Origin of the sequence: Pseudomonas sp. URIL14HWK12:I12 (assembly GCF_003097135.1) — a bacterium.
Taxonomy (GTDB): domain Bacteria; phylum Pseudomonadota; class Gammaproteobacteria; order Pseudomonadales; family Pseudomonadaceae; genus Aquipseudomonas.
Genome location: NZ_QEQL01000008.1, coordinates 79,939 through 104,315, shown reverse-complemented (window position 1 = coordinate 104,315; position 24,377 = coordinate 79,939). Strand labels below are relative to the sequence as shown.

Here is a 24,377-nt window from a genome sequence, read left to right as displayed (position 1 = left end):
GGCTTACCCTCGAATGGCCCAGAAGGCCAGGCTCAGGCCAGGGAACTGGCCGCCCATGTGGAACGCAAAGCCGCCGGACTGCGCCAGTTGCTTCCACAACTCGTTGCCCCGGTCGAGCTCGAAGTAGCTCGAGCCGGCGTGGTACGGCAACTGCCGTGGCGCCACCGGCAGCGGCAGCAGGCCGATACCGGGCAGCTGCAGGTTGACCAGGTCGCGAATGCGCTCGACCGGGCCGACCTTGCTTTGCTGCACGAAGTGGCTGCGCAGGGTGGTCGCGTCCATGTCGGCGCGCACCACCAGCACGAAGGTGGCGGTGTCGAGCAAGCTGCGGTCGCTGAGCATGGCCACGTGCACGCCGAAGGCCTTTTCAACGATGGGAATGGCCACTGCCTTGCTGTCGATCAGCATTGCCAGGGCTTCGCGCAACGCAGCCATCAGGCGCGCATAGGTGCCCTGCAGGTCGTCGTGGTTGTATACCGCAAAAGGCTCGGCGCGGCGTTCGGCGCTGGCGAAGGTGGCGAATTCACCGGCCAGTGCCAGCAGCTCGGTATACAGCCGCTCCGGGTGCACCGGGCTCAGGTTGGCCAGGTGGCTGAACAGGGGCTCGGTACGGTTGCACAATTGCAGCAGCATGAAATCGGCGATTTCGGACGCACCGCCGGCGCTGCTGGCCACCACCCGCCCGGCGAGGGCTTCGGCGCGCTGGCGCAGCAGCCCCGGCACTTCGCGGGCGAAATTCGATAGCACGGCGCTGGCGGCGATGTCGAGCACCGGGGGGATGTACTGCTCGTCGAGCACCAGTGCTCGGTCGGCGCGTTTTTCGCGCACCCGCACCACGCCGATGGCAGCATGCTCGGCCAGGCCGTCGGCCTCGGTCAGCAGGCGCAGCAACTGGCTGCCGACCGCGACCGGCGCGCGGTTCTCGAAGGCCGCGTTGTCGTCACGCACTTCGCGCACTTGGCTCAGATAACGGGCGCCGCCGCTAGGCTCGCCTTCATCGACCGTGTCGCGGGTACCGGGCCGGCGCAATGGCATTGCCAGGTACACCACGCCATCGCGCAGCGAGTCGGCGATCGCCAGGGGCGCCGGGGCCGGGTCGTGGCGCGGAATGTCGAACGGGGTACCGTCGGGCAGCAGGCCTTTGGCCGAAACGATGCCCAGCTTGCCCTGGGCCAGCAGCGCGTTGTCGATCATCAATTCCGAAAAGCCCCAGCCACCGGCGCCGAAGGGGCGGCTGCGCGCCTCCACCAGCTGCTCCAGGTAACGGTCGTGCTGCTGGAAGTGTTGCGGCCGCAGGAACATGCCTTCCGACCAGATCACACGGTTATTCCACGACATGCTGCCTCCAGGGCTTTACGGAGTGAGCGCCGGCGCGCTGCGGATGGCATGCACGTCGAGGCTGATCTGATAGTCGCCGCGGCCATCGGCCGGCAGCTCGATGACATCGCGCCACTGCGCACGGTCCAGTGCCCGGTAACCCACCACGATGCCGAGCTGGCGCGTAGCCGGGTTCACCCGGCGTACCAGGTCACGCTGCTCGCCGGGCTGCACCAGCAGCTCGTCGCGATCGACCAGGTCATCACCTAGCGCCTGGCCGGGCTGCTCGACGAGGGCGAAATAATCGGCGCCACGGAAGCGCCCGGCGTTGCGCAGCTCGAACACACGCACACGCACAGGGGTAGGCTGGCCTTCAGGGCCCGGGTTGAGTGAAGCGATGGCAGAAAAGTGCAGCACCACCTGGGCAGGACCCTGGGCAGCGGTGGCCGGCTCGTCGGGCCTGGCATGCCCGCAGGCAGCCAGGGCGCACGCGCCGGCCAGCAGCAACCAGGTGCGGCAGGCGGCTATCGAGGGCAGGGGGATCTTCATGATCGGCAGTAGGTCCTGGTAGCTCTATTCTCGGCGCAATCGTGCGCTCTGTTCTTCATACGCGCGGCTGAATTCCCGGCCGAACAGGTCCTGGAAGTCGTCCTCGGCCTCGCGGGCGATGTTCTGGTAAAGCTCGGTGAACTGCTGCCAATTACGGGCATCGCGCGACCCGAACAGGCCCGAGAGCCCGCCCGCCGGCGCCAGCTTGGCCTCAAGGGCCTTGGGTTCGAAACGCTGCAGCAGATGCCCGATGGCCGCCTGCACGCCGGCCATCACAGCCAATTGATGGGCACGCAGGTCATCGAAGCTGTCCTTGACTGCCTCGTCAGGTGCCATGAACGCCCGGTTGCCGTGCCGCAGCAGCAACAGCAACGCCTCGTCGGCATTAGGCGCGAATTTGAGCGGGTTGTTCTCAAGCGGCTGGATGGTGGTCTGCTGCATACGGAACTCGCCTTTAAGGCTGCTGCGAGCACGGAGCACGTCGATCAGGCCCTCGACCATCAAGCGATAACTGCGGCCCAGGTGCTCCATCTGCGCGGCGGCCTGTTCAGCGTCGATGCGCAGGTGCTCCAACCGCGCGCCGCGCAGGAAAGCCTGCAGCACCGCATCGTTGGCCGCAGCAGGTGCAGGGGCAGGGGCAGGCCCGGGCACAGAAGGCGCAGGCGGTGCAGGCGGTGCAGGCGCGACCGGCGTAGGCGGCAGTGTCTGTTGCGCTGGCGCGGGAGCGGGGGATGGCTCAGGCGCCAGCGGGGGCACCGGCGCGGGCGCCGGAGCAGGCTCGTCGCTCAGAAAGTCCCACTCCGGCAGGATCGGTGCCCCGCCGGGGGGCGCGGGCGGCGGAATTGGCACAGGCGCCAGCGGTTGCGGCGGGCGAAAGTCGTGCTGCTCGGCCGGCACATGATCCGGGCGGGCATCCTGGGTAGGCGCAGCTGGCGCAAGAAAGTCGAACAGATCGGGCAGTGTGTCCATCGCCGACGCTTGCTCGAATTGCGCCGGGAACCGCGGCGGCTCAGGTGCCGGCGGCGGGTTGAGCAGCGCTTCGAAGCTTTCCATGCCCTGCCCGCCCAGATCGAAGGCTTCGGCCGAGGCCTGCTCGATGCTCACCTGGATTTCGTAGTCGCCCAGGCGGATCACCTCGCCATGCTCCAGCCGCTCGCTGTTGCCCCGGCGCAGCCGAATACCGGCTTTGAGCAGCTCGACGCCGTTGGTGCTGGTATCGGTAAGGTAGTAATGGCCGTCGCGGTATTGCACCAGGCAATGCCGGGAGGACACCAGGCGTTCGGGGTCGGGCAGCACCCAGTCATTGTCGGCGCCGCGACCAATGGACAGCGCAGCGTCTTTCACCGACACCTCGGCGCGCTGCCCCGGGGTGATCTTGTGATAGCTGGTGATGGTCAGCTGCAATGGCATGGAGTTCCCTCTCTAGACCCGCCTCGACACAGCGGCATGGCGCATGCAGTAGAACCATGCCCATTTCGCCGACGGCTCTAATCCCTGATTTTGGCGGCTGTTTCGCTGAATTTTGCCAGCACTTCGCGACAGCGAAAAGGCACACATCCAACTTGCATAACAGTGAGGGCGCAGATTGTAGAGGGCATCACGCTTGTCAACAAGGACCAATCCGAAATCTTGACAACCCTGATACGGGCGTCCAACAATGCCGCACTTTTCGCCTCAATTCATAGTGGCATATCGACATTTACGGACGAAAAGCGGTGCGTTCATTCAATGAATCCTTGCTGAGCTTTCCTTTATGAAAGCAGCGCACTGCCACCGATAGGGAGATCGGAATTGCTGGACCTCACCTTGTTGCTAAGCGCAGTTTCCGAGGGATCGCCCTGTGGCGAAGACCTGGAGTACGACGCTGACTTCCTGCAACTCGAACGTGAAGCCAAAGGCCAGCCCGAGCGCGCCATGGGCGATGCTGTGCTGCCCGCTGAGCCACCGAAGTGGCGCGACATCCAGCAGCTTTCCCTGCAACTGCTCAGCCGTAGCAAAGACCTGCGCATTACCCACTTTCTTGCCCAGAGCCAGTTGGCCCTCGAAGGCTTCGCCGGCCTTGCCGACGTGCTGGTGCTGGTGCGTGAGCTGCTCGAGCGCTATTGGCAGCCGCTGTACCCGCAGCTCGATGCCGATGACGACAACGACCCGACCCTGCGCCTGAACGCACTGATGGGCCTGTGCAGCGACACCACCCTGCAATTGCTGCGAGACACCCCGCTGCTGCGCTCGCGCGCTTTCGGCCCGGTCACCCTGCGCGCCGCCGCCAACGCGGCCGGCTTGCAGCATTGGCAGAGCGAAACGCTCACCGCCGAACAGTTCGGCGGCGCGCTCATCGACGCCGATGCCGATGCGCTGCAGGCTACTGTCGCGGCTTTGGCCAACGCGCTTGAAGCGTTGGACGCCATAGAGCGGCGGGTCGGCGAGCAATTGGGCGTAAGCCAAGGCGTCGACCTGGCGCCACTGCGCCAGCCCCTGCGCCTGGCCCGCCAGCTGTTGAGCGACGCGGCACCGGCCATCAGCGACACCGAGCCGCCCGCCGACGACGCGCCTGCGCAGGCTCCTTCCCAGCATGCTGCCCCACGCCCCGCCGGCGTGATTGGCAGCCGCGACGACGTGCAGCGCACCCTCGACCGCCTGCTGGAGTATTACCAGCGCCATGAGCCCTCGAGCCCGGTCCCGGTGTTGCTGTCGCGGGCCAGGCAGCTGGTGCATGCCGATTTCGCTGCCATCGTGCGCAACCTGCTGCCCGATGGCATGAGCCAGTTTGAAACCCTGCGCGGGCCTGACCCGGAGTAAGAAGGGCCCAGCAACCTCCGCCCCCACCCGCGCAAGGGCCGTGGGGCAAGCCAACAGGTCGCTTCGGCGGCAAGGAGATACCCCGTGGCTAACACCAGTTCTCAGAAGTTCATTGCGCGCAACCGCGCGCCCCGCGTGCAGATCGAGTACGACGTGGAGCTCTACGGCGCCGAGAAGAAGGTGCAACTGCCCTTCGTCATGGGCGTAATGGCCGACCTCACCGGCAAACCCGCCGAGCCGCTGGCGCCGGTGGCCGAGCGCAAGTTCCTGGAAGTGGACGTCGACAATTTCGACTCGCGCCTGAAGGCCATGCAGCCGCGCGTCGCGTTCACCGTGCCCAACGAACTGACCGGCGAAGGCAACCTGCCGGTGGACATCACCTTCGAGAGCATGGACGACTTCAGCCCAGCCAACGTAGCGCGCAAGGTGGACGCCCTGCGCCAGTTGCTGGAGGCCCGCACCCAGCTGGCCAACCTGCTGACCTACATGGACGGCAAGGTGGGCGCCGAGGAAGCGATCCTCAAGGCCATCCAGGACCCAGCGCTGCTCAAGGCGCTGGTCGCTGCCCCGAAAAACGACGCTGAGCCCGCCTGAGGATAACCGCCATGAGCGAACTGAAAGCCCAGAACCAGGCCCAGGCCGGCACCACCGCCGAGGCCAGTGATTTCTCCGCCCTGCTGATGCAGGAATTCAAGCCCAAGACCGAGCGCGCCAAGGAAGCGGTGGAAAGCGCCGTGCGCACCCTGGCCGAGCAGGCCCTGGCGCAAACCGACCTGGTCTCCAGCGATGCGATCAAGTCGATCGAATCGATCATCGCCTCGATCGACGCCAAGCTCACCGCACAGGTCAACCAGATCCTGCACCACAGCGAGTTCCAGAGCGTCGAAAGCGCCTGGCGTGGCCTGCATTACCTGGTGAACAACACCGAATCCGACGAGCAACTGAAGATTCGCGTGCTGAACATTTCCAAGCCAGAGCTGCACAAGACCCTGAAGAAATTCAAGGGCACCGCCTGGGACCAGAGCCCGGTGTTCAAGAAGCTCTACGAAGAAGAATACGGCCAGTTCGGCGGCGAGCCCTATGGCTGCCTGGTGGGCGACTACTACTTCGACCAGTCTCCACCTGACGTGGAGCTGCTCGGTGAGCTGTCGAAGGTGTGCGCGGCGATGCACTCGCCGTTCATTTCCGCCGCTTCGCCCACCGTCATGGGCATGGGCTCGTGGCAGGAGCTGTCGAACCCGCGCGACCTGTCGAAGATCTTCACCACCCCCGAGTACGCCGGCTGGCGCTCGCTGCGCGAGTCCGAAGACGCCCGCTACATCGGCCTGACCATGCCGCGCTTCCTGGCGCGCCTGCCTTATGGTGCCAAGACCGACCCGGTGGAAGACTTCGCCTTCGAAGAAAACACCGACGGCGCCGACAGCAGCAAATACACCTGGGCCAACGCCGCCTACGCGATGGCCGTGAACATCAACCGCTCGTTCAAACACTACGGCTGGTGCTCGCGCATCCGCGGCGTGGAGTCTGGCGGTGAAGTGCAGGGCCTGCCGGCCCACACCTTCCCCACCGACGACGGCGGCGTGGACATGAAGTGCCCGACCGAAATCGCCATCAGCGACCGCCGTGAAGCCGAACTCGCCAAGAACGGTTTCATGCCGCTGCTGCACAAGAAGAACACCGACTTTGCCGCCTTCATCGGCGCTCAGTCGCTGCAAAAGCCTGCCGAATACGACGACCCGGACGCCTCCGCCAACGCCAACCTGGCCGCGCGCCTGCCGTACCTGTTCGCCACCTGCCGCTTCGCGCACTACCTCAAGTGCATCGTTCGCGACAAGCTGGGCTCCTTCAAGGAAAAAGACGAAATGCAGCGCTGGCTGCACGACTGGATCCTGAACTACGTCGACGGTGACCCGGCGCATTCCACCGAAACCACCAAGGCACAGAAGCCGCTGGCCGATGCCGAGGTGGTGGTCGAGGAAGTCGAGGGCAACCCCGGCTACTACACCTCGAAATTCTTCCTGCGCCCGCACTATCAGCTCGAAGGGCTGACCGTGTCGCTGCGCCTCGTATCGAAACTGCCGTCCGTCAAGGGCGCCTGACTCACAGCGCCGGCCATGAAGGCCGGCCACTGCACAATCTGGAGGCATCATGGCCGTAGATATGTTCATCAAGATCGGCGACGTCAAAGGCGAAGCCCAGGACAAAGTCCACAGTGGCGAGATCGACGTCATCAACTGGGCCTGGGGCATGAGCCAGTCGGGCAACATGCACATGGGCAGCGGTGGCGGCGCCGGCAAGGTCAACATCCAGGACCTGCACTTCACCAAGTACATGGACAAGTCCACCCCCAACCTGATGATGGCCTGCTCCAGCGGCAAGCATTATCCGGAAGCCAAGCTGACCATCCGCAAGGCCGGCGGCGAGGCGCAGGTCGAGTACATGGTCATCACCCTCAAGGAAGTGCTGGTGTCGTCGGTGAGCACCGGTGGTTCGAACCACGATGACCGCCTGACCGAGAACGTCACCCTGAACTTCGCCCAGGTGAAGGTCGATTATCAGCCGCAGAAATCCGACGGCACCAAGGATGGCGGTGCCATCAACTACGGCTGGAACGTTCGCCAGAACGTCAAGCTGTAATGCCCTGTGCCCGGCGCGCCCTCGTGCGCCGGGCTTGATATTCCGCGCTCGGTACCTGTGCCATGGCCACACCGCTGACTTCTCGCGATCGCCTGCAACCTTCGCTGCTCGACCGCCTGCTGGACGACGCGCCCGGGCACCTGCAGGAAGGCCCGGAACAGCGGGTACTGAGCCGCGCCCAGTTGAAAGCCTCGGTATTGCGAGACCTTTCCTGGCTGCTCAACAGCACTGCGCTGCTCGACGCCGAGGCCAGCCGTGCGCTGCCGGCAGGCAGCTCGGTGATCAATTACGGCCTGCCAGCCCTGGCCGGCCACAGCGCCTCGGGCATGGACGTGCACCAGCTCGAGCAACAGATACAACGCGCCATCGCCACCTTCGAACCGCGCATCCTGCCCGGCAGCCTGCGCGTGCGTGCGCTGGAAGCGCCCGACCAACGCACCAACAACGCCCTGGCCTTCGAGATCGAAGGTGACCTGTGGGCCGAGCCGGTCCCGCTGCGCCTGTTGCTGCAGACCGACCTGGACCTGGAAACCGGTGAAGTGAACGTCTACTCGGCCGAACACCGGAGGCGCACGTGAACCCGCGCCTGCTGGAACTGTACAACCAGGAACTTCAGCATGTGCGCGACAGCGCTGCCGAGTTCGCCCGCGAATACCCCAAGATCGCCAGCCGCCTGTCGCTCGATGGCCTGGAGTGCGCCGACCCTTACGTCGAACGCCTGCTCGAAGGCTTCGCCTGGCTGGCCGCGCGGGTGCAGCTCAAGCTCGACGCCGAATACCCGACCTTCACCCATAACCTGCTGGAAATCGCCTACCCGCATTACCTGGCGCCCACGCCGTCGATGACCGTGGTGCAGATGCAGCCCGACGCTCAGGGCAGTGCGCTGGCGACGGGTTTCACCCTGCCACGGGGCACCGCCCTGCGTGCGCCGCTGGCCGCTGGCGGACAGACAGCCTGCGAATACCGCAGCGCCCACGAGGTCACGCTGTGGCCCATTCAGGTGCAGCAGGCCGAGTACTTCGGCAACCCTGGCGCGCAGCTGGGCCGGCTTGCGGCCAGCGAGCCGAACGCCCGGGCCGGCCTGCGCCTGCAACTGCGCACCAGTGGCGAGCTGCCGTTCAACCAGCTGGCGCTCGATGAGTTGCCACTGTACCTGAGCGGCGCCGACGAGCAGCCCTTCCAGCTCTACGAGCAACTGCTGGGCAATGCCTGCGCAGTGTTCCTGCGTGAGCCGGGCGGCGACTGGGCCGAGCGCCTTGCGCCCAGCAGCCTGCGCCCGCGCGGCTTCGATGACCGCGACGCCGCGCTGCCAGTGGTGCCGCGTGCCTTTCAAGGCTACCGCCTGTTGCAGGAGTACTTCGCTCTGCCGCAACGCTTCCTGTTCGTCGAGTTCAGCGGCCTGCAGGCCGGGGCGCGACGCTGCAAGGGGCAGGTGCTTGAGGTGATCGTGCTGTTCGACCGCCATCAGCCGGCGCTCGAAGGCAGCCTCGGCGCACAGCATTTGCGGCCGTTTTGTACGCCAGCGATCAACCTGTTCAGCAAGCGCCTGGACCGCATCCACCTCAGCGAGCGCAACCACGAGCATCAGGTGATCGCCGACCGCACCCGGCCGCTGGATTTCGAGGTGCACTCGATCACCGGCATCACCGGCCATGGCAGCGGGCCAGACCAGCCCTTCCTGCCGTTCTACGCCGTGCGCGACCCGTCCCACTATGGGCATCACCAGGCCTACTACCTGCTGCGTCGTGAGCAGCGAGTGCTGTCGAGCACGCAGCGGCGCAACGGCCCGCGCTCGAACTACATCGGCAGCGAGACGTTCGTGAGCCTGGTGGACGCGCGCCAGGCCCCGTGGCGCAACGATCTGCGCCAGCTGGGCGTCACCGCGCTGTGCACCAACCGCGACTTGCCGCTGTTCATGAGCACCGGCGGGCAGACCGACTTCACCCTTTCCGACAGCGCACCGGTGCAAGCGGTGCGCTGCCTGGCCGGCCCCAGCCGGCCCCGGCCCAGCCACGCCAACGAAAACCGCGCCTGGCGGCTGATCAGCCAGCTGTCGCTCAATTACCTGTCGCTGACCGAACAGGGCCAGGGCGCCTCGGCGCTGCGCGAGTTGCTGCACCTGTACGGTGACGATAAGGACAGCGCGCTGCACCAGCAGATCGAAGGGCTGCGCAGCGTCACCTGCCAAGCCGTGACCCGGCGCCTGCCGATGCCAGGGCCGATCGTGTTCGGCCGTGGCCTGGAAATCGGCCTGACCTTCGACGAAAACGCCTTCCGCGGTACGGGGATTTTCCTGCTGGGCGCGGTATTCGAGCGTTTCCTGGCGCGTTATGTGTCGATCAACAGCTTTACCGAAACGGTGCTCAACAGCACCGACCGGGGCGAGGTAATGCGATGGAAAGCCCAGCCGGGCAAGCGCCCGACGCTTTGAAGCCGCAGACGGCGCTGGCCGACGAGCCCTGGGAGCACGATTTCTTCCAGGCCCTTCGCCGCATCCAGTGCGAGCACCCCGAGCTGCCGCGCCTGGGCCATTCGCTGCGCCTGGCCGAAGACCCGTTGCGCCTGGGCCAGCGCCCTGACATGGCTTTCGCGCCCTCCACGCTGGCGGCCTGGGTGCCGGGCATCGACGGCGCGCCGCCTCGGCTGGAGCAGCATTTCTTCGGGCTCACCGGCCCCAACGGCCCGCTGCCGCTGCACCTGACCGACTTCATCCGCGACCGTGAGCGTAACCTCGGCGATGCGACGCCCAAGGCGTTTCTGGACCTGTTCCACCACCGCCTGCTGAGCCTGTTCTACCGCGCCTGGGCTGAAGCCCGGCCCACCGCCAGCCATGACCGCCCCGATGACGACTACTGGTCGCCGCGCCTGGCCGCCCTCAGTGGCCGTGGCATGCCCAGCCTGCGGGGCATCGGCCCATTGCCTGAAGACGCCAAGCACCACTACGCCGGCCACCTGGCGGCGCAGACTCGCTACCCCGATGGCCTGCGCGCGATCCTGAGCGAATACCTGGGGGTGCCGGTGCAGCTGGAGGAGTTCGTCGGCCAATGGTTGCCATTGCCGGAACAGAGCCAGCTCGGCCGCTGCCAATTGGGCGTGGACACCTGCCTGGGCAGCCATGTCTGGGACCGCCAGCACACCTTCCGCCTGCGCCTGGGCCCTCTGACCCTGGCGCAGTATCACCACTTGCTGCCCGGCGCTGCGGCCTGGAACGACGTTGCCGCCTGGGTGCGCGAGTACCAGGGCCTGGAGCTGGACTGGGAACTGAACCTGGTGCTGGGCCACGCGCACATCCCGGCCCTGCCGCTGGACGGCAGCGCACGACTGGGCTTCGACAGCTGGTTGGGCAAGCCCGCCGGCGACGCCGCTGACCTGTTGCTATCGCACCACTACGCCAACGACTTCAAGGAAAGAGACCGCCCCCATGAGTGAGATCAGCCGCGCCGCTTTGTTCGGCAAGCTCAACAGCCTGGCTTACAAGGCCATGGAAGCCGCCACCGTGTTCTGCAAGCTGCGCGGCAACCCTTACGTGGAGCTGGTGCACTGGCTGCACCAGGTGTTGCAGTTGCAGGACAGCGACCTGCATCGGTTGATCCGCCACTTCCAGCTGGAGCCGGCGCGCCTGGCCAAAGACCTGACCGACGCCCTGGACCGCCTGCCGCGCGGTTCCACCGCCAGCGTCGACCTGGCCTCGAACCTGGAAGAGGCGGTCGAGCGTGGCTGGGTATACGCCAGTCTCTCGTTCGGTGAGCATCAGGTGCGCGGTGCGTACCTTCTGATCGGCGTGCTCAAGACGCCGAGCCTGCGCAACAGCCTGCTGGGCCTGTCGCGGGAGTTCGACAAGATCAAGCTCGACACCCTGACCGAGCAGTTCGACACCATTCTGGGCGATTCTCCGGAAAGCGTACTGGCCGCCAGCGATGGTTTCAGCGCCGCCGCTCCAGGTGAGGCGTCCGGCGCGGTGGCGCCTGCGCAGATGGGCAAGCAGGAGGCACTGGCGCGGTTCACTGTCGACATGACCGCCGCGGCCCGCGAGGGCAAGATCGACCCGATCGTAGGCCGCGATGAGGAAATTCGCCAGATGGTCGACATCCTCATGCGCCGCCGGCAGAACAACCCGATCCTCACTGGCGAGGCCGGCGTTGGCAAAACCGCGGTGGTCGAAGGTTTTGCCCTGCGTATCGTCGCCGGCGATGTGCCGCCGGCGCTCAAGGATGTGGAGCTGCGCGCGCTCGACGTGGGCCTGCTGCAGGCCGGCGCGAGCATGAAAGGCGAATTCGAGCAGCGCCTGCGCCAGGTGATCGAAGAGGTTCAGGCCTCGCCCAAGCCGATCATCCTGTTCATCGACGAGGCTCATACCCTGGTAGGTGCCGGCGGCGCGGCCGGCACGGGCGATGCTGCCAACCTGCTCAAGCCGGCGCTGGCCCGCGGCGCGCTGCGCACCGTGGCGGCCACCACCTGGGCCGAGTACAAGAAACACATCGAGAAAGACCCGGCCCTGACCCGCCGTTTCCAGGTAGTGCAGGTGCCAGAGCCCAGTGAAGACAAAGCCCTGCTGATGATGCGCGGCGTCGCCTCGACGCTTGAGCGCCATCACCAGGTGCAACTGCTCGACGAGGCGCTGGAGGCGGCTGTGAAGCTGTCGCACCGCTACATCCCGGCACGCCAGCTGCCAGACAAATCCGTGAGCCTGCTCGACACCGCCTGCGCCCGCGTGGCAGTAAGCCTGCACGCTGTGCCTGCGGAGGTGGACGACAGCCGCCGGCGTATCGAGGCGCTGGAAACCGAGCTTGCGATCATCGAGCGCGAAGGTGCCATCGGTATTGATACCGGCGCTCGCCTGAGCAAAACCCAGGCCGCACTGGAATCCGAACGCACTCGCCTGTTGAACCTGGAGCAGCATTGGAGCGACGAAAAAGCCCTAGTGGATGAGTTGCTGATGCTGCGCGCCAGCTTGCGCGAGCGCCACGGCCAGGTAGACGCCGAAGACACCGAGCAACGCCGCCAACTGCAAGAGGTACAGCAACGCCTGACTACCTTGCAGGGCGAAAACCCGATGATCCTGCCCAGCGTCGATTACCAGGCGGTGGCCTCGGTGGTGGCCGATTGGACGGGCATTCCGGTAGGCCGCATGGCGCGTAACGAAATCCAGACCATCCTGGACCTGGACCGCCACCTGGCTCAGCGCATCATCGGCCAGGACCACGCCTTGAGCATGATCGCCCGGCGCATCCAGACCTCTCGGGCCGGGCTCGACAACCCCAACAAGCCTATCGGCGTGTTCCTGTTGGCGGGCACCTCAGGCGTGGGCAAGACCGAAACCGCGCTGGCCCTGGCCGAAGCCCTGTATGGCGGTGAGCAGAACGTCATCACCATCAACATGAGCGAGTTTCAGGAAGCCCACACCGTCTCGACCCTCAAGGGCGCCCCACCGGGCTACGTGGGCTACGGCGAAGGCGGCGTGCTGACCGAAGCGGTGCGCCGCCGGCCGTACAGCGTGGTGCTGCTCGACGAAGTGGAAAAAGCCCACCCGGACGTGCACGAAGTGTTCTTCCAGGTGTTCGACAAGGGCGTGATGGAGGACGGCGAGGGCCGGGTGATCGACTTCAAGAACACCTTGATCCTGCTCACCAGCAACGCCGGCACCGACCAGATCGCCGCGATGTGCGCCGACAACGCCAAGCCCGACCCGGAAGATATCGCCAAGGCCTTGCGCCAGCCGCTGCTTGAAGTGTTCCCGCCAGCGCTGCTCGGCCGCCTGGTGACCATCCCCTACTACCCGCTTTCGCCGGAGATGCTCAAGGCCATCGCCCGCCTGCAGTTGGAGCGCGTGCGCAAACGCGTGGAAGCCACCCACCAGGTGCCGTTGCGCTACGACGATGCGGTGCTGGCACAGATCGTGGCACGCTGCACCGAAGCCGAAAGCGGCGGGCGGATGATCGACGCCATTCTCACCAACACCCTGCTGCCGGCTCTGAGCCGTGAGTTCCTGGAGCGCATGCTCGAGGGGCACGAGCCGGAAGCGGTGAACATCACTGTGGTGGACGGCGACTTCCACTACCGTTTCGGAGCCTGACCCTATGCAGTTGTCCCAGACCACCCGCCTGGCCCAGGTGCACACGCCACTGGGCGATAACGTGCTGCTGTTGCAGAACCTGAGCGGCCACGAGGAGCTGGGGCGGCTGTTCGACTTCAACCTGCAACTGGTGAGCTGGGACCAGAGCCTTGACCTGAACCAGTTGCTGGGCAAGCCAGCGAGCGTACAGGTGCAGTTGCAAGGCGGCGGCACCCGGCCGTTCCACGGCATCGTCGCGCACTGCGCGCAAACCGCAGGGCATGGCCAGTACGCCGCCTACCGGGTCAATCTCAAGCCTTGGCTGTGGCTGCTCACGCGCACCTCCGACTGCCGCATCTTCCAGCACCAGACCGTACCGCAGATCATCAAACAGGTGTTTCGCGACCTGGGGTTCTCCGATTTCGAAGACGCCCTGAGCAAGCCTTATCGGGAGTGGGAATACTGCGTGCAGTATCGCGAGACGAGCTTCGAGTTCGTCAGCCGCCTGATGGAGCAGGAGGGTATCTACTACTACTTCCGCCACGAGGCCGACCGCCACGTGCTGGTGCTGGCCGACGCCTACGGCGCCCACAGCGTGGCCCCCGGCTACGCCGAAGTGCCGTACTTCCCGCCTGACGGGCAGTTGCGCGAGCGTGACCACTTCAGCGACTGGACCCTGGCGCGGCAGATCCAGCCCGGCTCGCTGGAGCTCAATGACTACGACTTCGAGCGCCCCAGCGCGCGCATCGACGTGCGCTCGGCCATGCCGCGCCCCCACAGTGCAGGCGATTACCCGCTGTACGACTACCCCGGCACCTACGTGCAGAGTGAAGACGGCGAACACTACGCACGCACCCGCCTTGAAGCCTTGCAGGCCCAGTTCGAGCAGCTGGAGCTCAATGGCAGCGTACGCGGCGTGGGCGCTGGGCATCTGTTCAGCCTGAGCAACATGCCGCGCCCGGATCAGAACCGTGAATACCTGGCCATCGGCAGCCGCTACTACCTCAGCCAGGAGGCCATGGAAAGCGGTGCCGGCAGCGATGGGGGCCAGTTCGAATGCCAGGTCAGCTGTATCGAGGCGCAGCAAAGCTTTCGCCTGCTGGCCAGCACACCGCGGCCGATCGTTCGGGGCCCGCAGACGGCCAAGGTGGTAGGGCCTGCCGGCGAGGAAATCTGGACCGACCAATACGGCCGGGTGAAGGTGCATTTCTACTGGGATCGCCACGACCAGTCCAACGAGAACAGCTCGTGCTGGATTCGCGTATCGCAGGCCTGGGCCGGCAAGAACTGGGGTGCGATGCAGATCCCGCGGATCGGCCAGGAAGTGATCGTGAGCTTTCTCGAAGGCGACCCCGACCGGCCGATCATCACCGGCCGGGTGTACAACGCCGAGCAGACGGTGCCCTATGAGCTGCCGGCCAATGCCACCCAGAGCGGCACCAAAAGCCGTTCCAGCAAGGGTGGCGGCCCAGCGAACTTCAACGAAATCCGCATGGAAGACCGCCTCGGCGCCGAGCAGTTGTACATTCACGCCGAGCGCAATCAGGACATCGTCGTCGAAAAGGACGAAACCCATTCGGTGGGCTGCAATCGCGTCAAGAGCGTCGGCCTCGACGAGCAGGTGTTCATCGGCCAGGACCGCCTGCGCGCGGTGCAGCGCAACGACAGCCTGGTGGTGGGCCTGAACAAGCGCGACAGCGTCAGCCAGCAGTACATCATCGAAGTGGGCCAGAACCTGCGCCTGGTGTGCGGCAAAAGCGTGCTGGAGCTCAATGCCAGCGGCCACATCAACCTCACCGGCACCAGCTTCAACTTCTTCGCCAGTGGCGATGCCCAGATCAACACCGGCGGCCACTACAACATGAACGTCGGCGGCGACGCCGGCGCCAGCCCGGACGGCCAGGGGGTGCAAGGCACCATCGAAGCGGCCGTCAAGGCGCTGTTCAAGAACGACCAAGGTGCCTGACATGAGCCTCTATCGCGTCAACGAACTGGCCCTGGAGCTGCCCGCCGAGGACTATCAGGACAGCTCGCTCAATGTGCTGCGCTTCGCCGCGCTGGGCACCTCGCTGATCATCAGCCGCAGCCCGCTGCCGGCGGGCGGTACGCTACAGGCCACCTTTCTCGAACAGTTGAACAGGCTCAAGGGCCAGGTTCAGGGTTTTCAGGCCAGCGAGCCGCAGGCGGTGAGCATCGATGGGGTGCCGGCCCTGGAAGTGCGCAGCCACTTCAGCCAGAACGGCAACCAGGTGTGGCAATACCAGGCCGCGCTGGTGGTGCCGCACCGCGCCCAGCTGCTGGCGCTGAGCTATGTGAAGAACCAGCCGTTGGGCGATGCCGAGGCGGCCCACTGGGCGCAGCTCAAGCAGAGCGCGCAGTTCTTCTGAGGCCGGTTCATGTCTGATGCGCTTTTCGCCGCCCGCATGGGTGACGACCTGTTCCATACCTCGTTCATGGCCGACCTCACCTCCGGCGTGCTGGAGCTGGCCGCCTATGCCGCCGTGGGCGCCGCCGCCACCGCGTTGGCAGGCGCTGCCGTAGCGGCGGTGGGCCTGACGGTACTGACGGCCGGCGTGGGTGCCTGCGTACTGGGTGCCGTGGTGGGCATCGCGGTGGGCGTGGGCATGAGCCTGAGCGGCATGGACACGGGCCTGACCCATATGTGCGATGCGATCGGCAGCGGGCTTTTCCCGCCCACGGTGCAAGCACACATCGCCACCGGCGCGAAAAAAACCTTTACCAACGGCAAGCCCGCCGCCCGCGCTGCCGGCAAACTCGGCGCACCGCAGCCACCGGCTGGCGAGGCAGCGATCAAGCAGGCCGAGCCCAGCTACCTGGATATCGCCAAGTCGATCTTCTCCGAACTGTGGCAGCCCACCGTGGAGCCGGCGCCGCACCCGTTGGCGGTGCCTTGCGACGACGACAAGATCCTCTGCGAAAAGCACCCGCCTGGCACGCCGCAGTACATGGCGCAAGGGTCGAGCAAGGTCAGCATCGAGGGGCAGCCGGCCGTGCGCAGCGGCGACAAATCTACCTGCGAAGCCATTGTGGTGGACGCCGGCAACATCTCGCCCAACGTGCGCATCGGCGGGCCGCCCGTCACGGTGCGGCCGATCAAGAGTGGCAAAACGCCGGGCATCGGGCTGGCGTTGACGGTGCTGGCGGCCCTGCGCGGGCGGCCGAGCAAGTTTCTCAGCAAGCTGCCGTGCATGATGCTGGGGATGGTCAACGGTTTCGTGATGAGCCAGGTCACCAGCGCCATCACCCGCGCCATCAGCGCCTCCCCGAACCCGGTGCATGCCAGCACCGGCGCCAAGGTGCTGGGGGATGAACAGGAGCTGGATTTCAGCCTGCCCAGCCAAGTGCCGCTGGTGTGGCAGCGCTTCTACAACAGCCGCGACGAACGCCGCGAGGGCTTGCTCGGCGCCGGTTGGAGCCTGCCTTGGGAAATCGGTGTGCACAGTGCACCGCTGGAAAGCGGCGGCGAGCAATGGGTGTACACCGACGAGCAGGGCCGGCCCATCGAGATGGGGGCTATCGCGCCCGGCAGCGCCACCTACAGCGCAGGGTTCGGCCTGGTGGTGCGCCGGCATGAGAACGGTGCCATGCTGATCGAAGGTGACGACGGGCTTTACCGGCTGTTCGAGGCCACGCCCGGCCAGCCGGGGCAGATGCGCCTGACCCTGCTCGGCGACCGCAACGGCAATCGCCTGCTGCCCGAATACGACGCACTGGGCCGTGTGTGTGCCCTGGCCGACGACAGCGGTTATTGGCGCGTGGAGATCGCATTCGACCCGGTGCACGTGCGGCGCGCCGCGAGCGTCAGCCAGGTGGTGGATGATCGCCGCGAACTACGGGTCAGTTACCGCTACGACGCCCAGGGTGACCTTGCCGAGGTGATCGATGCCGAAGGCCGCCAGTGCCGCCTTTTTGCCTACGACAGCGGCCGGCGGATGATCTACCACCGCCGTGCCGAGGGCCTGGAATGCCATTACCAGTGGGCGGAATTCGGCGACCATTGGCGTGTGGTACGGCATTGGACCGGTGACGGCGAGCAGTACGATTTCCACTATGACCTGAGCCAACGCCGCATGCAGGTGCGCGATGGCCTGGGCCGGGTCAGCCAGCGCCAGTGGAACGCGGCGAACCTGATCACCGACTACCACGATAATCTTGGCCAGCACTGGCAGTTTCGCTGGGACGACGACAACCAGCTCACCGCCATGCTCGACCCGCAAGGCGGTGAATGGGCACTGGCCTATGACGCGGCCGGCAACCTCAGCGAGCGCCGCGACCCATTGGGGCGCACCGTCAGCACCCAGTGGCTGGCGCACTGGCCGCTGCCAGTCAGCGAAACCGACGCGGCCGGCCAGAGCTGGCGCTACCAGTACGATCAGCGCGGCAACCTCACCGCCGAAACCGACCCACTGGGGCACAGCACCCAGTACCGCTACGACGCCGATGGCTTGCCGGTGGAGATCATCGATGCCACCGGCAAGCGCAAGGTGCTGCGCTGGGCCGCCAACCACCTGCTGGCCGAGTACACCGATTGCTCGGGCTACAGCACCCGGTACACCTACGATGCCCAGGGCAACCTGGCACAGATCACCGATGCCCTGGGCGAGCGCACCTGCTTGAGCTACGACAGCCATGGCGCGCTGCTCAGCCGCCAGTTGCCCGATGGCCGCGTGGAGCGCTTCGAGCGCGATGCCGCCGGCAACCTGCTGCGCCATATCGACCCGGCCGGCAACGTGGTGCAACTGCGCTACAACAGCCGTGGCCAGGCGCAGGAGCGCACCGACCCGCTGGGCCGGCGCCAGCAGTACCAATACGACGCCTATGGCAGGTTGCAGCGGCTGACGAACGAAAACGGCGAGCATTACGGTTTTGGCTGGGACATCGGCGACCGCATCGTGACCCAGGCCAACCTTGACGGAAGCCGCCAGCAGTTTGCCTACAACGCCCTGGACCAAGCCATACAAGTCACCTGGCAGCCCCGCCCGGATGCCTCTGAAGCCCCCATCGAACACGGGCTGGAGCGCGACGCCGCAGGCCAGCTCATCGCCCTGCACACCGCCGACGGCACCACCCGCTACCAACTGGGTGCCAACGGCGAACTGCTCGAAGCCGCGTTCACCGACCCTGCGGGCAACGAGACCAAAGCCGCTTTCACCTACGACGCGCTGGGCCAGCTCACGGCCCAGCACGGCGCGGCCGGTAACCTGGCGTTCGATTACGACGAGCTGGGCAATCGCCAGCGCACCGGGTTACCGGACGGGCGCTGGCTGAACCGCCTCTACTACGGCAGCGGCCACCTGCACCAACTCAATCTCGATGGGCAAGTGATCAGTGATTTCACCCGCGACCGCCTGCATCGCGAGGTGTCGCGCACCCAGGGCGCGTTGCTGGCGCACAGTGAGTACGACCGCTGCGGCCGCCTCACCGCGCGCACTCGCCGGCCACTGAACACGCCCCCGCAACTGCCCGCCCTGGCCCTGAAGCACCTGCGCTGGGACGCTGCCGACCAGTTGGTGCTGCGCCATGAACAGCGACCGGCCCTGGACCTGCGCCAACACCTGCACTACGACGCAAGTGGGCGCATCATCGCCAGCCAGAGCCCCCTGGCCCAGGAACAGTTCGCCTTCGACCCGGCTGCCAACCTGCTCGACCCGGCGCACCCTGGTGGCTATGTCAAACACAACCAACTGCTCACCTGGCAAGACCGCCGCTACCGCTACGACGGCTTTGGGCGCCTGGCGGAAAAACGCAGCGGCAGCCAGCGCGTGCAACGCTTCGAATACGACGCCCAGCACCGCCTGATAGCCGTGCACGACCGCCAGGGCCTGCGCGAAACCGTGACACGCATGGCCTACGACCCGCTGGGCCGCCGCGTGGGCAAAACGCACAGCGACGCCAGCGGCCAGGTACTGAGCCATACGCAGTTCCAGTGGGATGGCCTGAGCCTGCTCAGTGAGCAGCGCCACGGCCGGGTGAGCTTGTACGTCTATGAAGAAGACAGCTACACACCGCTGGCACGCATCGACGGCCAGGGTGACCAGCAGCGTATTCGCTACTACCACGCCGACCTCAACGGCATGCCCGAAGAGCTGACCGAAAGCGACGGCTCGCCCCTGTGGAGCGCGCAGTACCGGGTATGGGGCAGTACCCTGCACGAACAGCGCGACCCGGCGTTCATCGAAGAGCAGAACCTGCGCTTCCAGGGGCAATACCTGGACCGCGAGACCGGGCTGCACTTCAACACCTTCCGCTTCTACGACCCAGAGGTAGGGCGCTTTACCACGCCAGACCCAATCGGCTTGGCGGGTGGGGTGAACCTGTATCAGTACGCGCCGGAGCCGATGGGGTGGGTGGATCCGTGGGGGTGGGAGACTTGCCGCCTGAGCGCGGGCGACAAGAAAAAGATGGGCCCCGCGCCCAAGATGATGAAAAACCCGCACCGGCACCATATTGTGCGGGAGAAGGCACCCAAGAGCTGGACTGCGCAAAACCGGGCCTTCATCGAGGACGCCCAGAAGATACTGGGCAAGTACAACATCAAGATCAATGAAGACCTCAGAAACTTCACCTGGGCGCAAAATGGCGCCGGCCATCATTCGATCGCTGCCGCGAAAAAAGTCTTCGAGCGGTTGAGCGCTGCGGATAAAAAGGGCCTGCCCGGCGTAGAAGAGGCGTTGAAGAAGATGGGCGCTGCCATGAAAAGAGGAAAGTTCATATGAGTGGGGCCACCGAAAAATCCCAGATGAAGCTGCTGCAAAAGCTGAAAGCCTCCATCAAAAAGAAAGACAACGCGTTCGTCCTCGAGCAGCTGAGCGACAACCCGTCGCTCGCCAGCACGCCGGTGGACCCGGACTTGGGTGAATACCTGCTTCATGTGGCCGCAGAAAAGGGCAACACGGAAGTCATCAACGCGTTGCTGGCCAACAACTGCCCGGTCGATGTGCCCTACACGGATGAGGGAAACGCCACAGCGCTGGAGATCGCGGCCGACCACGGGAATCTGGAAGCCTGCCAGGTACTGCTGGCAGCAGGCGCCAACATCAATGGCCAGCCAGACGGCGTGCTGAGCCCATTGATCGCTGCCACCATCGCTAACCGCAAGGCGATTGTTGCCTGGTTGATCGAGCAGGGCGCCAACCTCAACAGGCTGCATGCCTGGGCTAACCAAACTGCACTGGACCATGCGGTGGGCTGGGAACATGAAGCTATCGTCGAGATGCTCAAGGAAGCGGGGGCCGCCAGCATTCAGGATTGCCCCGAGCCCCCCAGCGGCGCAGAAGGCACCGTGGAAACCTTCATTCACAATACGATTGGCTGGGTAGCCCCGCAGGCGGTCGTTCCCCAGCCTCGGGTCGGCACCGTGAGGTTGAAGCTAAGCCTGGTGGAAGCCAAGAACAACCAGAAGGTGCTGTTTACCTCGGGCCTTGTTAATACCGAGCCCCGAATGGAGCTGCTGGTGTGCCTGGATGCTCGCTGGCCACTGCCCAGCGAAGGCGTGGCGCCTGAGCACCCGGCTGCGTTTCCGATTGAGCTGCTGCAGCGCTTGGCGCGTCGGCGCCAACAGGGTGAGCCACTGTGCGCAGGCCAGGTATTCTTGCACTCCGACGCTGACCTGGCTGACCTGCCGTGGCCTGACACAGACCATGCCATGGTATTGGTGAACAAATCCTGGACGGGGCAGCCGCCTGAGCAGGGCGACGATCCGGACGTCGTCACGCTGCTCACGTTGTGCCCGGCGAAAGTGCCGAAAAAAGGGTTGGACGGGATGGAATGGGCACACAAAAAGCAGACGGCGAGCTGGAAGTCCATCGCGTTGAAATACGCAGCCAGGCAGGCAGTTTGAGCGCGGAATAAGGGGCTTGATTGTAATGGGCCGCTAGAACGCCAAGGCCGCCTCGATGGTCAAGCATCGCCCGGCCAGCAAGCCAGGCGCCCGACCTGCGCCACTTTCTCCCAAGCAGTGGCGGCTCACCGCCCATGCTAACCTTGCCGCCCTGCCCCCCTCCCGAGGCCCTTATGCCCTTTATCCTGCGCGACGCCCACGAACCCGACCTGCCCACATTGCTTGAGATCTACAACGACGCAGTGCTCAACACCACGGCCATCTGGAACGAGCAACCTGTAGACCTGCCCAACCGCCAGGCATGGCTCGACGCGCGGCGGGCGCAGGGGTATCCGATTCTGGTGGCGGTGGATGAGCAGGACCAGGTGCTGGGCTACGCCTCATTCGGCGACTGGCGGCCATTCGAGGGCTTCAGGCACAGCGTGGAGCATTCTGTGTACATCCACCCCAGCCAGCGCGGCAAGGGCCTGGGCCCGTTGCTGATGGCTGCGCTGATAGAGCGGGCGCGGGCGTGCGGCAAGCACGTAATGGTTGCGGCGATCGAGAGCGGCAATGCCGCTTCGATCGCGTTGCATCGAAAACTGGGCTTCGACACCACCGGGCAGATGCCCCAGGTGGGGGTGAAGTTCGGCCGCTGGCTCGACCTCACCTTCATGCAGTTGGTCCTCAACCCTGGCGCGCAGCCGCCCGGGCGTTGATCAACGGCCCCAGCCGGCACGTGGGTCGAAGGCCGCGCTCTTGGCAAGCTTCTCCCACAACTCGCGGCTGGCTTCGCTGGCCGGCGGCATCACTACCTTCAACTGCACCAGCAGATCGCCGCGGCCACCGGCCTTGGCACGCAGGCCGTGACCTTTGGCCCGCAGGCGCTGGCCGCTGTGGCTGCCCTCGCGCACGCTGAGGCTCAGCTTGCCGGTGAGTGTCGGTACCTCCACCTTGGCGCCCAGGGCCAACTCCCAGGGCGCGACAGGCACTTCCACCACCAGGTCTGAGCCTTCGACCTTGAACAGCGGGTGCGGGGCCAGGCTGAGGGTGATGAACAGGTCGCCAGGCGCGCCACCGGCCACGCCAGGCGCGCCCTGGCCCTTGAGGCGAATGCGCTCGCCATCGCTGACGCCGGCCGGGATCTTGACCTTGAGCGTCTTGGTCACGTCGCTGGCGCGTTGCCCTGCGGCGTTGTATTGCGGCACCTTGAAGGTGACCTGTTTCGGCTCTTCGGACAGCGCCTCTTCAAGGAATACGGCGAGGTTCAGGTCTACGTCCTGGCCATCACGCGCAGCGCTACGGCCCGGCCCGCGGCCGCTTCCACTGCCGCCGCCGAACGGGTTGCCCGCGCCGCGCTGGTTGCCGAAGATCGCGCTGAAGAAGTCGGAGAAATCACCCGCACCCGCGCCGGCCCCCGGGCCAGCGCCGAAGCCACCCTGCCAGCCGGGCGGCGCCTGGAACGGCCGGCCATGCTGGCCGCCGTAGCGGCGAATCTCGTCGTACTCGGCGCGCTTGGCCGGGTCGCTCAGGGCCTCATAGGCTTCGGAGACTTCCTTGAACTTGTCTTCAGCGCCGGGCAGCTTGCTTTTGTCAGGGTGGTACTTGGCGGCGAGCTTACGGTAGGCCGACTTGATTTCCTTCTCATCGGCCTTGGGGTCTACGCCCAGCACCTTGTAATAGTCTTTGAAATCCATGGGGTACTCACCTCGAAACGGGCAATGCGCACGTCAGGCGCCCTGCTGGGTAGGCAGGGCTGTAGGGTGTGCGCGGTCAATGGCTCCAAGATTGGGGCCAGCTGCCCGCTTTCAAGGCAGCGGGGCAGAAATAACGGACAGCCAGCCTTCGAATCCGTGCCGTGCTGGCATACACTGCGCGGCCGTTTTTTCTGCAAGGGCAGCATCATGCAGCACACTACCCCGGCCCGCGCCTTAGGCATCGACTTCGGCACCTCCAACTCCACTGCCGGCTGGCACCGCCCAGGCCAGCCCAGCCTGCTGGCGCTGGAAGACGAGCGCATCACCCTGCCTTCGGTGGTGTTCTTCAATGCCGAGGAGCGCCGCCCGGTCTATGGGCGCCTGGCCCTGCAGGAGTACCTGGACGGCTACGAAGGCCGCCTGATGCGCTCGCTCAAGAGTTTGCTGGGCTCCAAGCTGATCAAGCACGACACCAGCGTGCTCGGCACAGCCATGCCGTTCAAGGACCTGCTGGGCCTGTTCATCGGCGAGCTGAAAAAGCGCGCCGAAGCCAGCGCCGGCCGGCCCTTCGAGCAGGTCGTGCTGGGCCGCCCGGTGTTCTTCGTCGATGACGACCCGGTGGCCGACCAGGAAGCCCAGGACACCCTCGAAGCCGTGGCCCGCAAGATCGGGTTCCAGGACGTCTCCTTCCAGTACGAGCCACTGGCTGCGGCGTTCGACTACGAGTCCGGCATCGGCGGTGAAGAGCTGGTGCTTATCGTCGACATCGGCGGCGGTACCTCGGACTTCTCCCTGGTTCGCCTGGCTCCACAGCGCCATTTCGACAGCGACCGGCAGCAGGACATCCTCGCCACCGGTGGTGTGCACATCGGCGGTACCGACTTCGACAAGCAGCTCAACGTGCAAGGGGTGATGCCGCTGTTCGGCTACGGCAGCCGCATGAAGAGCCAGGCGCTGATGCCCACCAGCTATCACCTGAACCTGGCCACCTGGCACACCATCAATGCCGTTTACGCGCAGAAGTCGCAGTTGGCCCTGGCCAACATGCGTTACGACATCGAAGACACCCTGGGCATCGATCGCCTGTTCCGCCTGATCGAGCAGCGCGCCGGCCACTGGCTGGCCATGGAAGTCGAAGCGAGCAAGATCGAGTTGACCGACGCGCCCAGCCGGCGCATCGACCTGGGCCGTATCGAGCCGAACCTGGGTGTGGACCTGACCCGCGCGCTCTTCGAAGCCTCGATCAATGGGCTGCTCGAAAGGGTGCGGGGCGGTGTGAGCAACCTGCTGGCAGACGCCGAAGTGGCCGCAGGGCAGGTCGATACGGTGTTTTTTACCGGCGGCTCCAGCAGCATCCCGGCACTGCGCCAGAGCGTCGCGGCCTTGCTGCCGCAGGCGCGCCACGTGGAAGGCGACAATTTCGGCAGCATTGGCAGCGGCTTGGCCATCGAAGCCCGCCGCCGGTACGGCTAACGAACCGAAGCGC

At 65.7% G+C, this 24,377-nt stretch carries 18 protein-coding genes; 14 read left to right on the top strand and 4 right to left on the bottom strand.

All coding sequences use genetic code 11. From position 1 onward, the window contains the following. Window positions 1-3 precede the first annotated feature (3 nt). From tssK to tagH, 3 genes are read right to left on the bottom strand one after another with little or no spacing between them, the layout of a single operon-like run. Entirely contained in the window at window positions 4-1,338 is a 1,335-nt protein-coding gene (gene tssK, locus F474_RS21465; RefSeq protein ID WP_097089128.1) for a type VI secretion system baseplate subunit TssK, read from the bottom strand. 15 nt (window positions 1,339-1,353) lie between these two features. Then, window positions 1,354-1,866 carry a type VI secretion system lipoprotein TssJ gene (gene tssJ / locus F474_RS21460; RefSeq protein WP_097089126.1) on the bottom strand — a complete coding sequence of 171 codons (513 nt, stop codon included), beginning with the start codon at window positions 1,864-1,866 and terminating at the stop codon, window positions 1,354-1,356. 24 nt (window positions 1,867-1,890) lie between these two features. After that, a complete protein-coding gene (gene tagH, locus F474_RS21455; RefSeq protein WP_097089124.1) occupies window positions 1,891-3,276 on the bottom strand; it encodes a type VI secretion system-associated FHA domain protein TagH in 1,386 nt (461 codons plus the stop codon). Window positions 3,277-3,660: 384 nt separating this feature from the next. On the opposite strand from tagH, the gene tssA reads away from it, so the two are divergent. The 13 genes from tssA (at window position 3,661) to F474_RS21390 (ending at window position 21,913) form a co-directional block, all read left to right on the top strand. After that, window positions 3,661-4,665, top strand: coding sequence for a type VI secretion system protein TssA (gene tssA, locus F474_RS21450; RefSeq protein WP_097089263.1), 1,005 nt, complete (start codon window positions 3,661-3,663; stop codon window positions 4,663-4,665). Window positions 4,666-4,749: 84 nt separating this feature from the next. Then, a complete protein-coding gene (gene tssB / locus F474_RS21445) occupies window positions 4,750-5,259 on the top strand; it encodes a type VI secretion system contractile sheath small subunit (RefSeq protein WP_097089122.1) in 510 nt (169 codons plus the stop codon). Between the two features lie 11 nt (window positions 5,260-5,270). Then, complete coding sequence (gene tssC / locus F474_RS21440) at window positions 5,271-6,764, top strand: type VI secretion system contractile sheath large subunit (protein ID WP_097089119.1); 1,494 nt, start codon at window positions 5,271-5,273, stop codon at window positions 6,762-6,764. Window positions 6,765-6,813: 49 nt separating this feature from the next. Then, window positions 6,814-7,302: a type VI secretion system tube protein Hcp gene (locus tag F474_RS21435; protein WP_097089117.1), complete on the top strand. Its 489-nt coding sequence runs from the start codon at window positions 6,814-6,816 to the stop codon at window positions 7,300-7,302. A gap of 62 nt (window positions 7,303-7,364) precedes the next feature. Next, window positions 7,365-7,880, top strand: a complete 516-nt coding sequence (gene tssE, locus F474_RS21430; RefSeq protein WP_097089116.1) for a type VI secretion system baseplate subunit TssE — start codon at window positions 7,365-7,367, stop codon at window positions 7,878-7,880. Beyond that, the gene (gene tssF / locus F474_RS21425) at window positions 7,877-9,733 is read left to right on the top strand and encodes a type VI secretion system baseplate subunit TssF (RefSeq protein ID WP_097089114.1); all 1,857 of its coding nucleotides are present in this window, start codon (window positions 7,877-7,879) and stop codon (window positions 9,731-9,733) included. The genes tssE and tssF overlap by 4 nt, the downstream gene beginning before the upstream one ends. Beyond that, on the top strand, window positions 9,697-10,731 hold the full coding sequence (gene tssG, locus F474_RS21420) for a type VI secretion system baseplate subunit TssG (protein ID WP_097089112.1): 1,035 nt from the start codon (window positions 9,697-9,699) through the stop codon (window positions 10,729-10,731). Before tssF ends, tssG begins: the two co-directional genes overlap by 37 nt. Further along, window positions 10,724-13,375, top strand: a complete 2,652-nt coding sequence (gene tssH, locus F474_RS21415) for a type VI secretion system ATPase TssH (RefSeq protein WP_097089111.1) — start codon at window positions 10,724-10,726, stop codon at window positions 13,373-13,375. The genes tssG and tssH overlap by 8 nt, the downstream gene beginning before the upstream one ends. Before the next feature lie 4 nt (window positions 13,376-13,379). Beyond that, window positions 13,380-15,320, top strand: coding sequence for a type VI secretion system Vgr family protein (locus F474_RS21410; RefSeq protein ID WP_097089109.1), 1,941 nt, complete (start codon window positions 13,380-13,382; stop codon window positions 15,318-15,320). 1 nt (window position 15,321) lies between these two features. Continuing rightward, on the top strand, window positions 15,322-15,741 hold the full coding sequence (locus F474_RS21405) for a DcrB-related protein (protein WP_097089106.1): 420 nt from the start codon (window positions 15,322-15,324) through the stop codon (window positions 15,739-15,741). A gap of 9 nt (window positions 15,742-15,750) precedes the next feature. Next, on the top strand, window positions 15,751-20,091 hold the full coding sequence (locus tag F474_RS21400) for an RHS repeat-associated core domain-containing protein (RefSeq protein WP_097089104.1): 4,341 nt from the start codon (window positions 15,751-15,753) through the stop codon (window positions 20,089-20,091). Continuing rightward, on the top strand, window positions 20,088-21,215 hold the full coding sequence (locus F474_RS21395) for an ankyrin repeat domain-containing protein (protein WP_097089102.1): 1,128 nt from the start codon (window positions 20,088-20,090) through the stop codon (window positions 21,213-21,215). The genes F474_RS21400 and F474_RS21395 overlap by 4 nt, the downstream gene beginning before the upstream one ends. 173 nt (window positions 21,216-21,388) lie before the next feature. After that, window positions 21,389-21,913, top strand: coding sequence for a GNAT family N-acetyltransferase (locus tag F474_RS21390; RefSeq protein WP_097089100.1), 525 nt, complete (start codon window positions 21,389-21,391; stop codon window positions 21,911-21,913). On the opposite strand, the gene F474_RS21385 is transcribed toward F474_RS21390, so the two are convergent. After that, window positions 21,914-22,891, bottom strand: a complete 978-nt coding sequence (locus tag F474_RS21385; RefSeq protein WP_097089098.1) for a DnaJ C-terminal domain-containing protein — start codon at window positions 22,889-22,891, stop codon at window positions 21,914-21,916. A gap of 207 nt (window positions 22,892-23,098) precedes the next feature. On the opposite strand from F474_RS21385, the gene F474_RS21380 reads away from it, so the two are divergent. Continuing rightward, window positions 23,099-24,364 (top strand): Hsp70 family protein, encoded by a 1,266-nt coding sequence (locus tag F474_RS21380; protein ID WP_097089261.1) that lies wholly within the window; start codon window positions 23,099-23,101, stop codon window positions 24,362-24,364. Window positions 24,365-24,377 lie beyond the last annotated feature (13 nt).

Coding starts and splice junctions, on each gene's coding strand:
- tssK (WP_097089128.1), bottom strand. CDS start 1,338: ATGTCGTGGAATAACCGTGTGATCTGGTCGGAAGGCATGTTCCTGCGG.
- tssJ (WP_097089126.1), bottom strand. CDS start 1,866: ATGAAGATCCCCCTGCCCTCGATAGCCGCCTGCCGCACCTGGTTGCTG.
- tagH (WP_097089124.1), bottom strand. CDS start 3,276: ATGCCATTGCAGCTGACCATCACCAGCTATCACAAGATCACCCCGGGG.
- tssC (WP_097089119.1), top strand. CDS start 5,271: ATGAGCGAACTGAAAGCCCAGAACCAGGCCCAGGCCGGCACCACCGCC.
- F474_RS21435 (WP_097089117.1), top strand. CDS start 6,814: ATGGCCGTAGATATGTTCATCAAGATCGGCGACGTCAAAGGCGAAGCC.
- tssE (WP_097089116.1), top strand. CDS start 7,365: ATGGCCACACCGCTGACTTCTCGCGATCGCCTGCAACCTTCGCTGCTC.
- tssG (WP_097089112.1), top strand. CDS start 9,697: ATGGAAAGCCCAGCCGGGCAAGCGCCCGACGCTTTGAAGCCGCAGACG.
- tssH (WP_097089111.1), top strand. CDS start 10,724: ATGAGTGAGATCAGCCGCGCCGCTTTGTTCGGCAAGCTCAACAGCCTG.
- F474_RS21410 (WP_097089109.1), top strand. CDS start 13,380: ATGCAGTTGTCCCAGACCACCCGCCTGGCCCAGGTGCACACGCCACTG.
- F474_RS21405 (WP_097089106.1), top strand. CDS start 15,322: ATGAGCCTCTATCGCGTCAACGAACTGGCCCTGGAGCTGCCCGCCGAG.
- F474_RS21400 (WP_097089104.1), top strand. CDS start 15,751: ATGTCTGATGCGCTTTTCGCCGCCCGCATGGGTGACGACCTGTTCCAT.
- F474_RS21395 (WP_097089102.1), top strand. CDS start 20,088: ATGAGTGGGGCCACCGAAAAATCCCAGATGAAGCTGCTGCAAAAGCTG.
- F474_RS21390 (WP_097089100.1), top strand. CDS start 21,389: ATGCCCTTTATCCTGCGCGACGCCCACGAACCCGACCTGCCCACATTG.
- F474_RS21385 (WP_097089098.1), bottom strand. CDS start 22,891: ATGGATTTCAAAGACTATTACAAGGTGCTGGGCGTAGACCCCAAGGCC.
- F474_RS21380 (WP_097089261.1), top strand. CDS start 23,099: ATGCAGCACACTACCCCGGCCCGCGCCTTAGGCATCGACTTCGGCACC.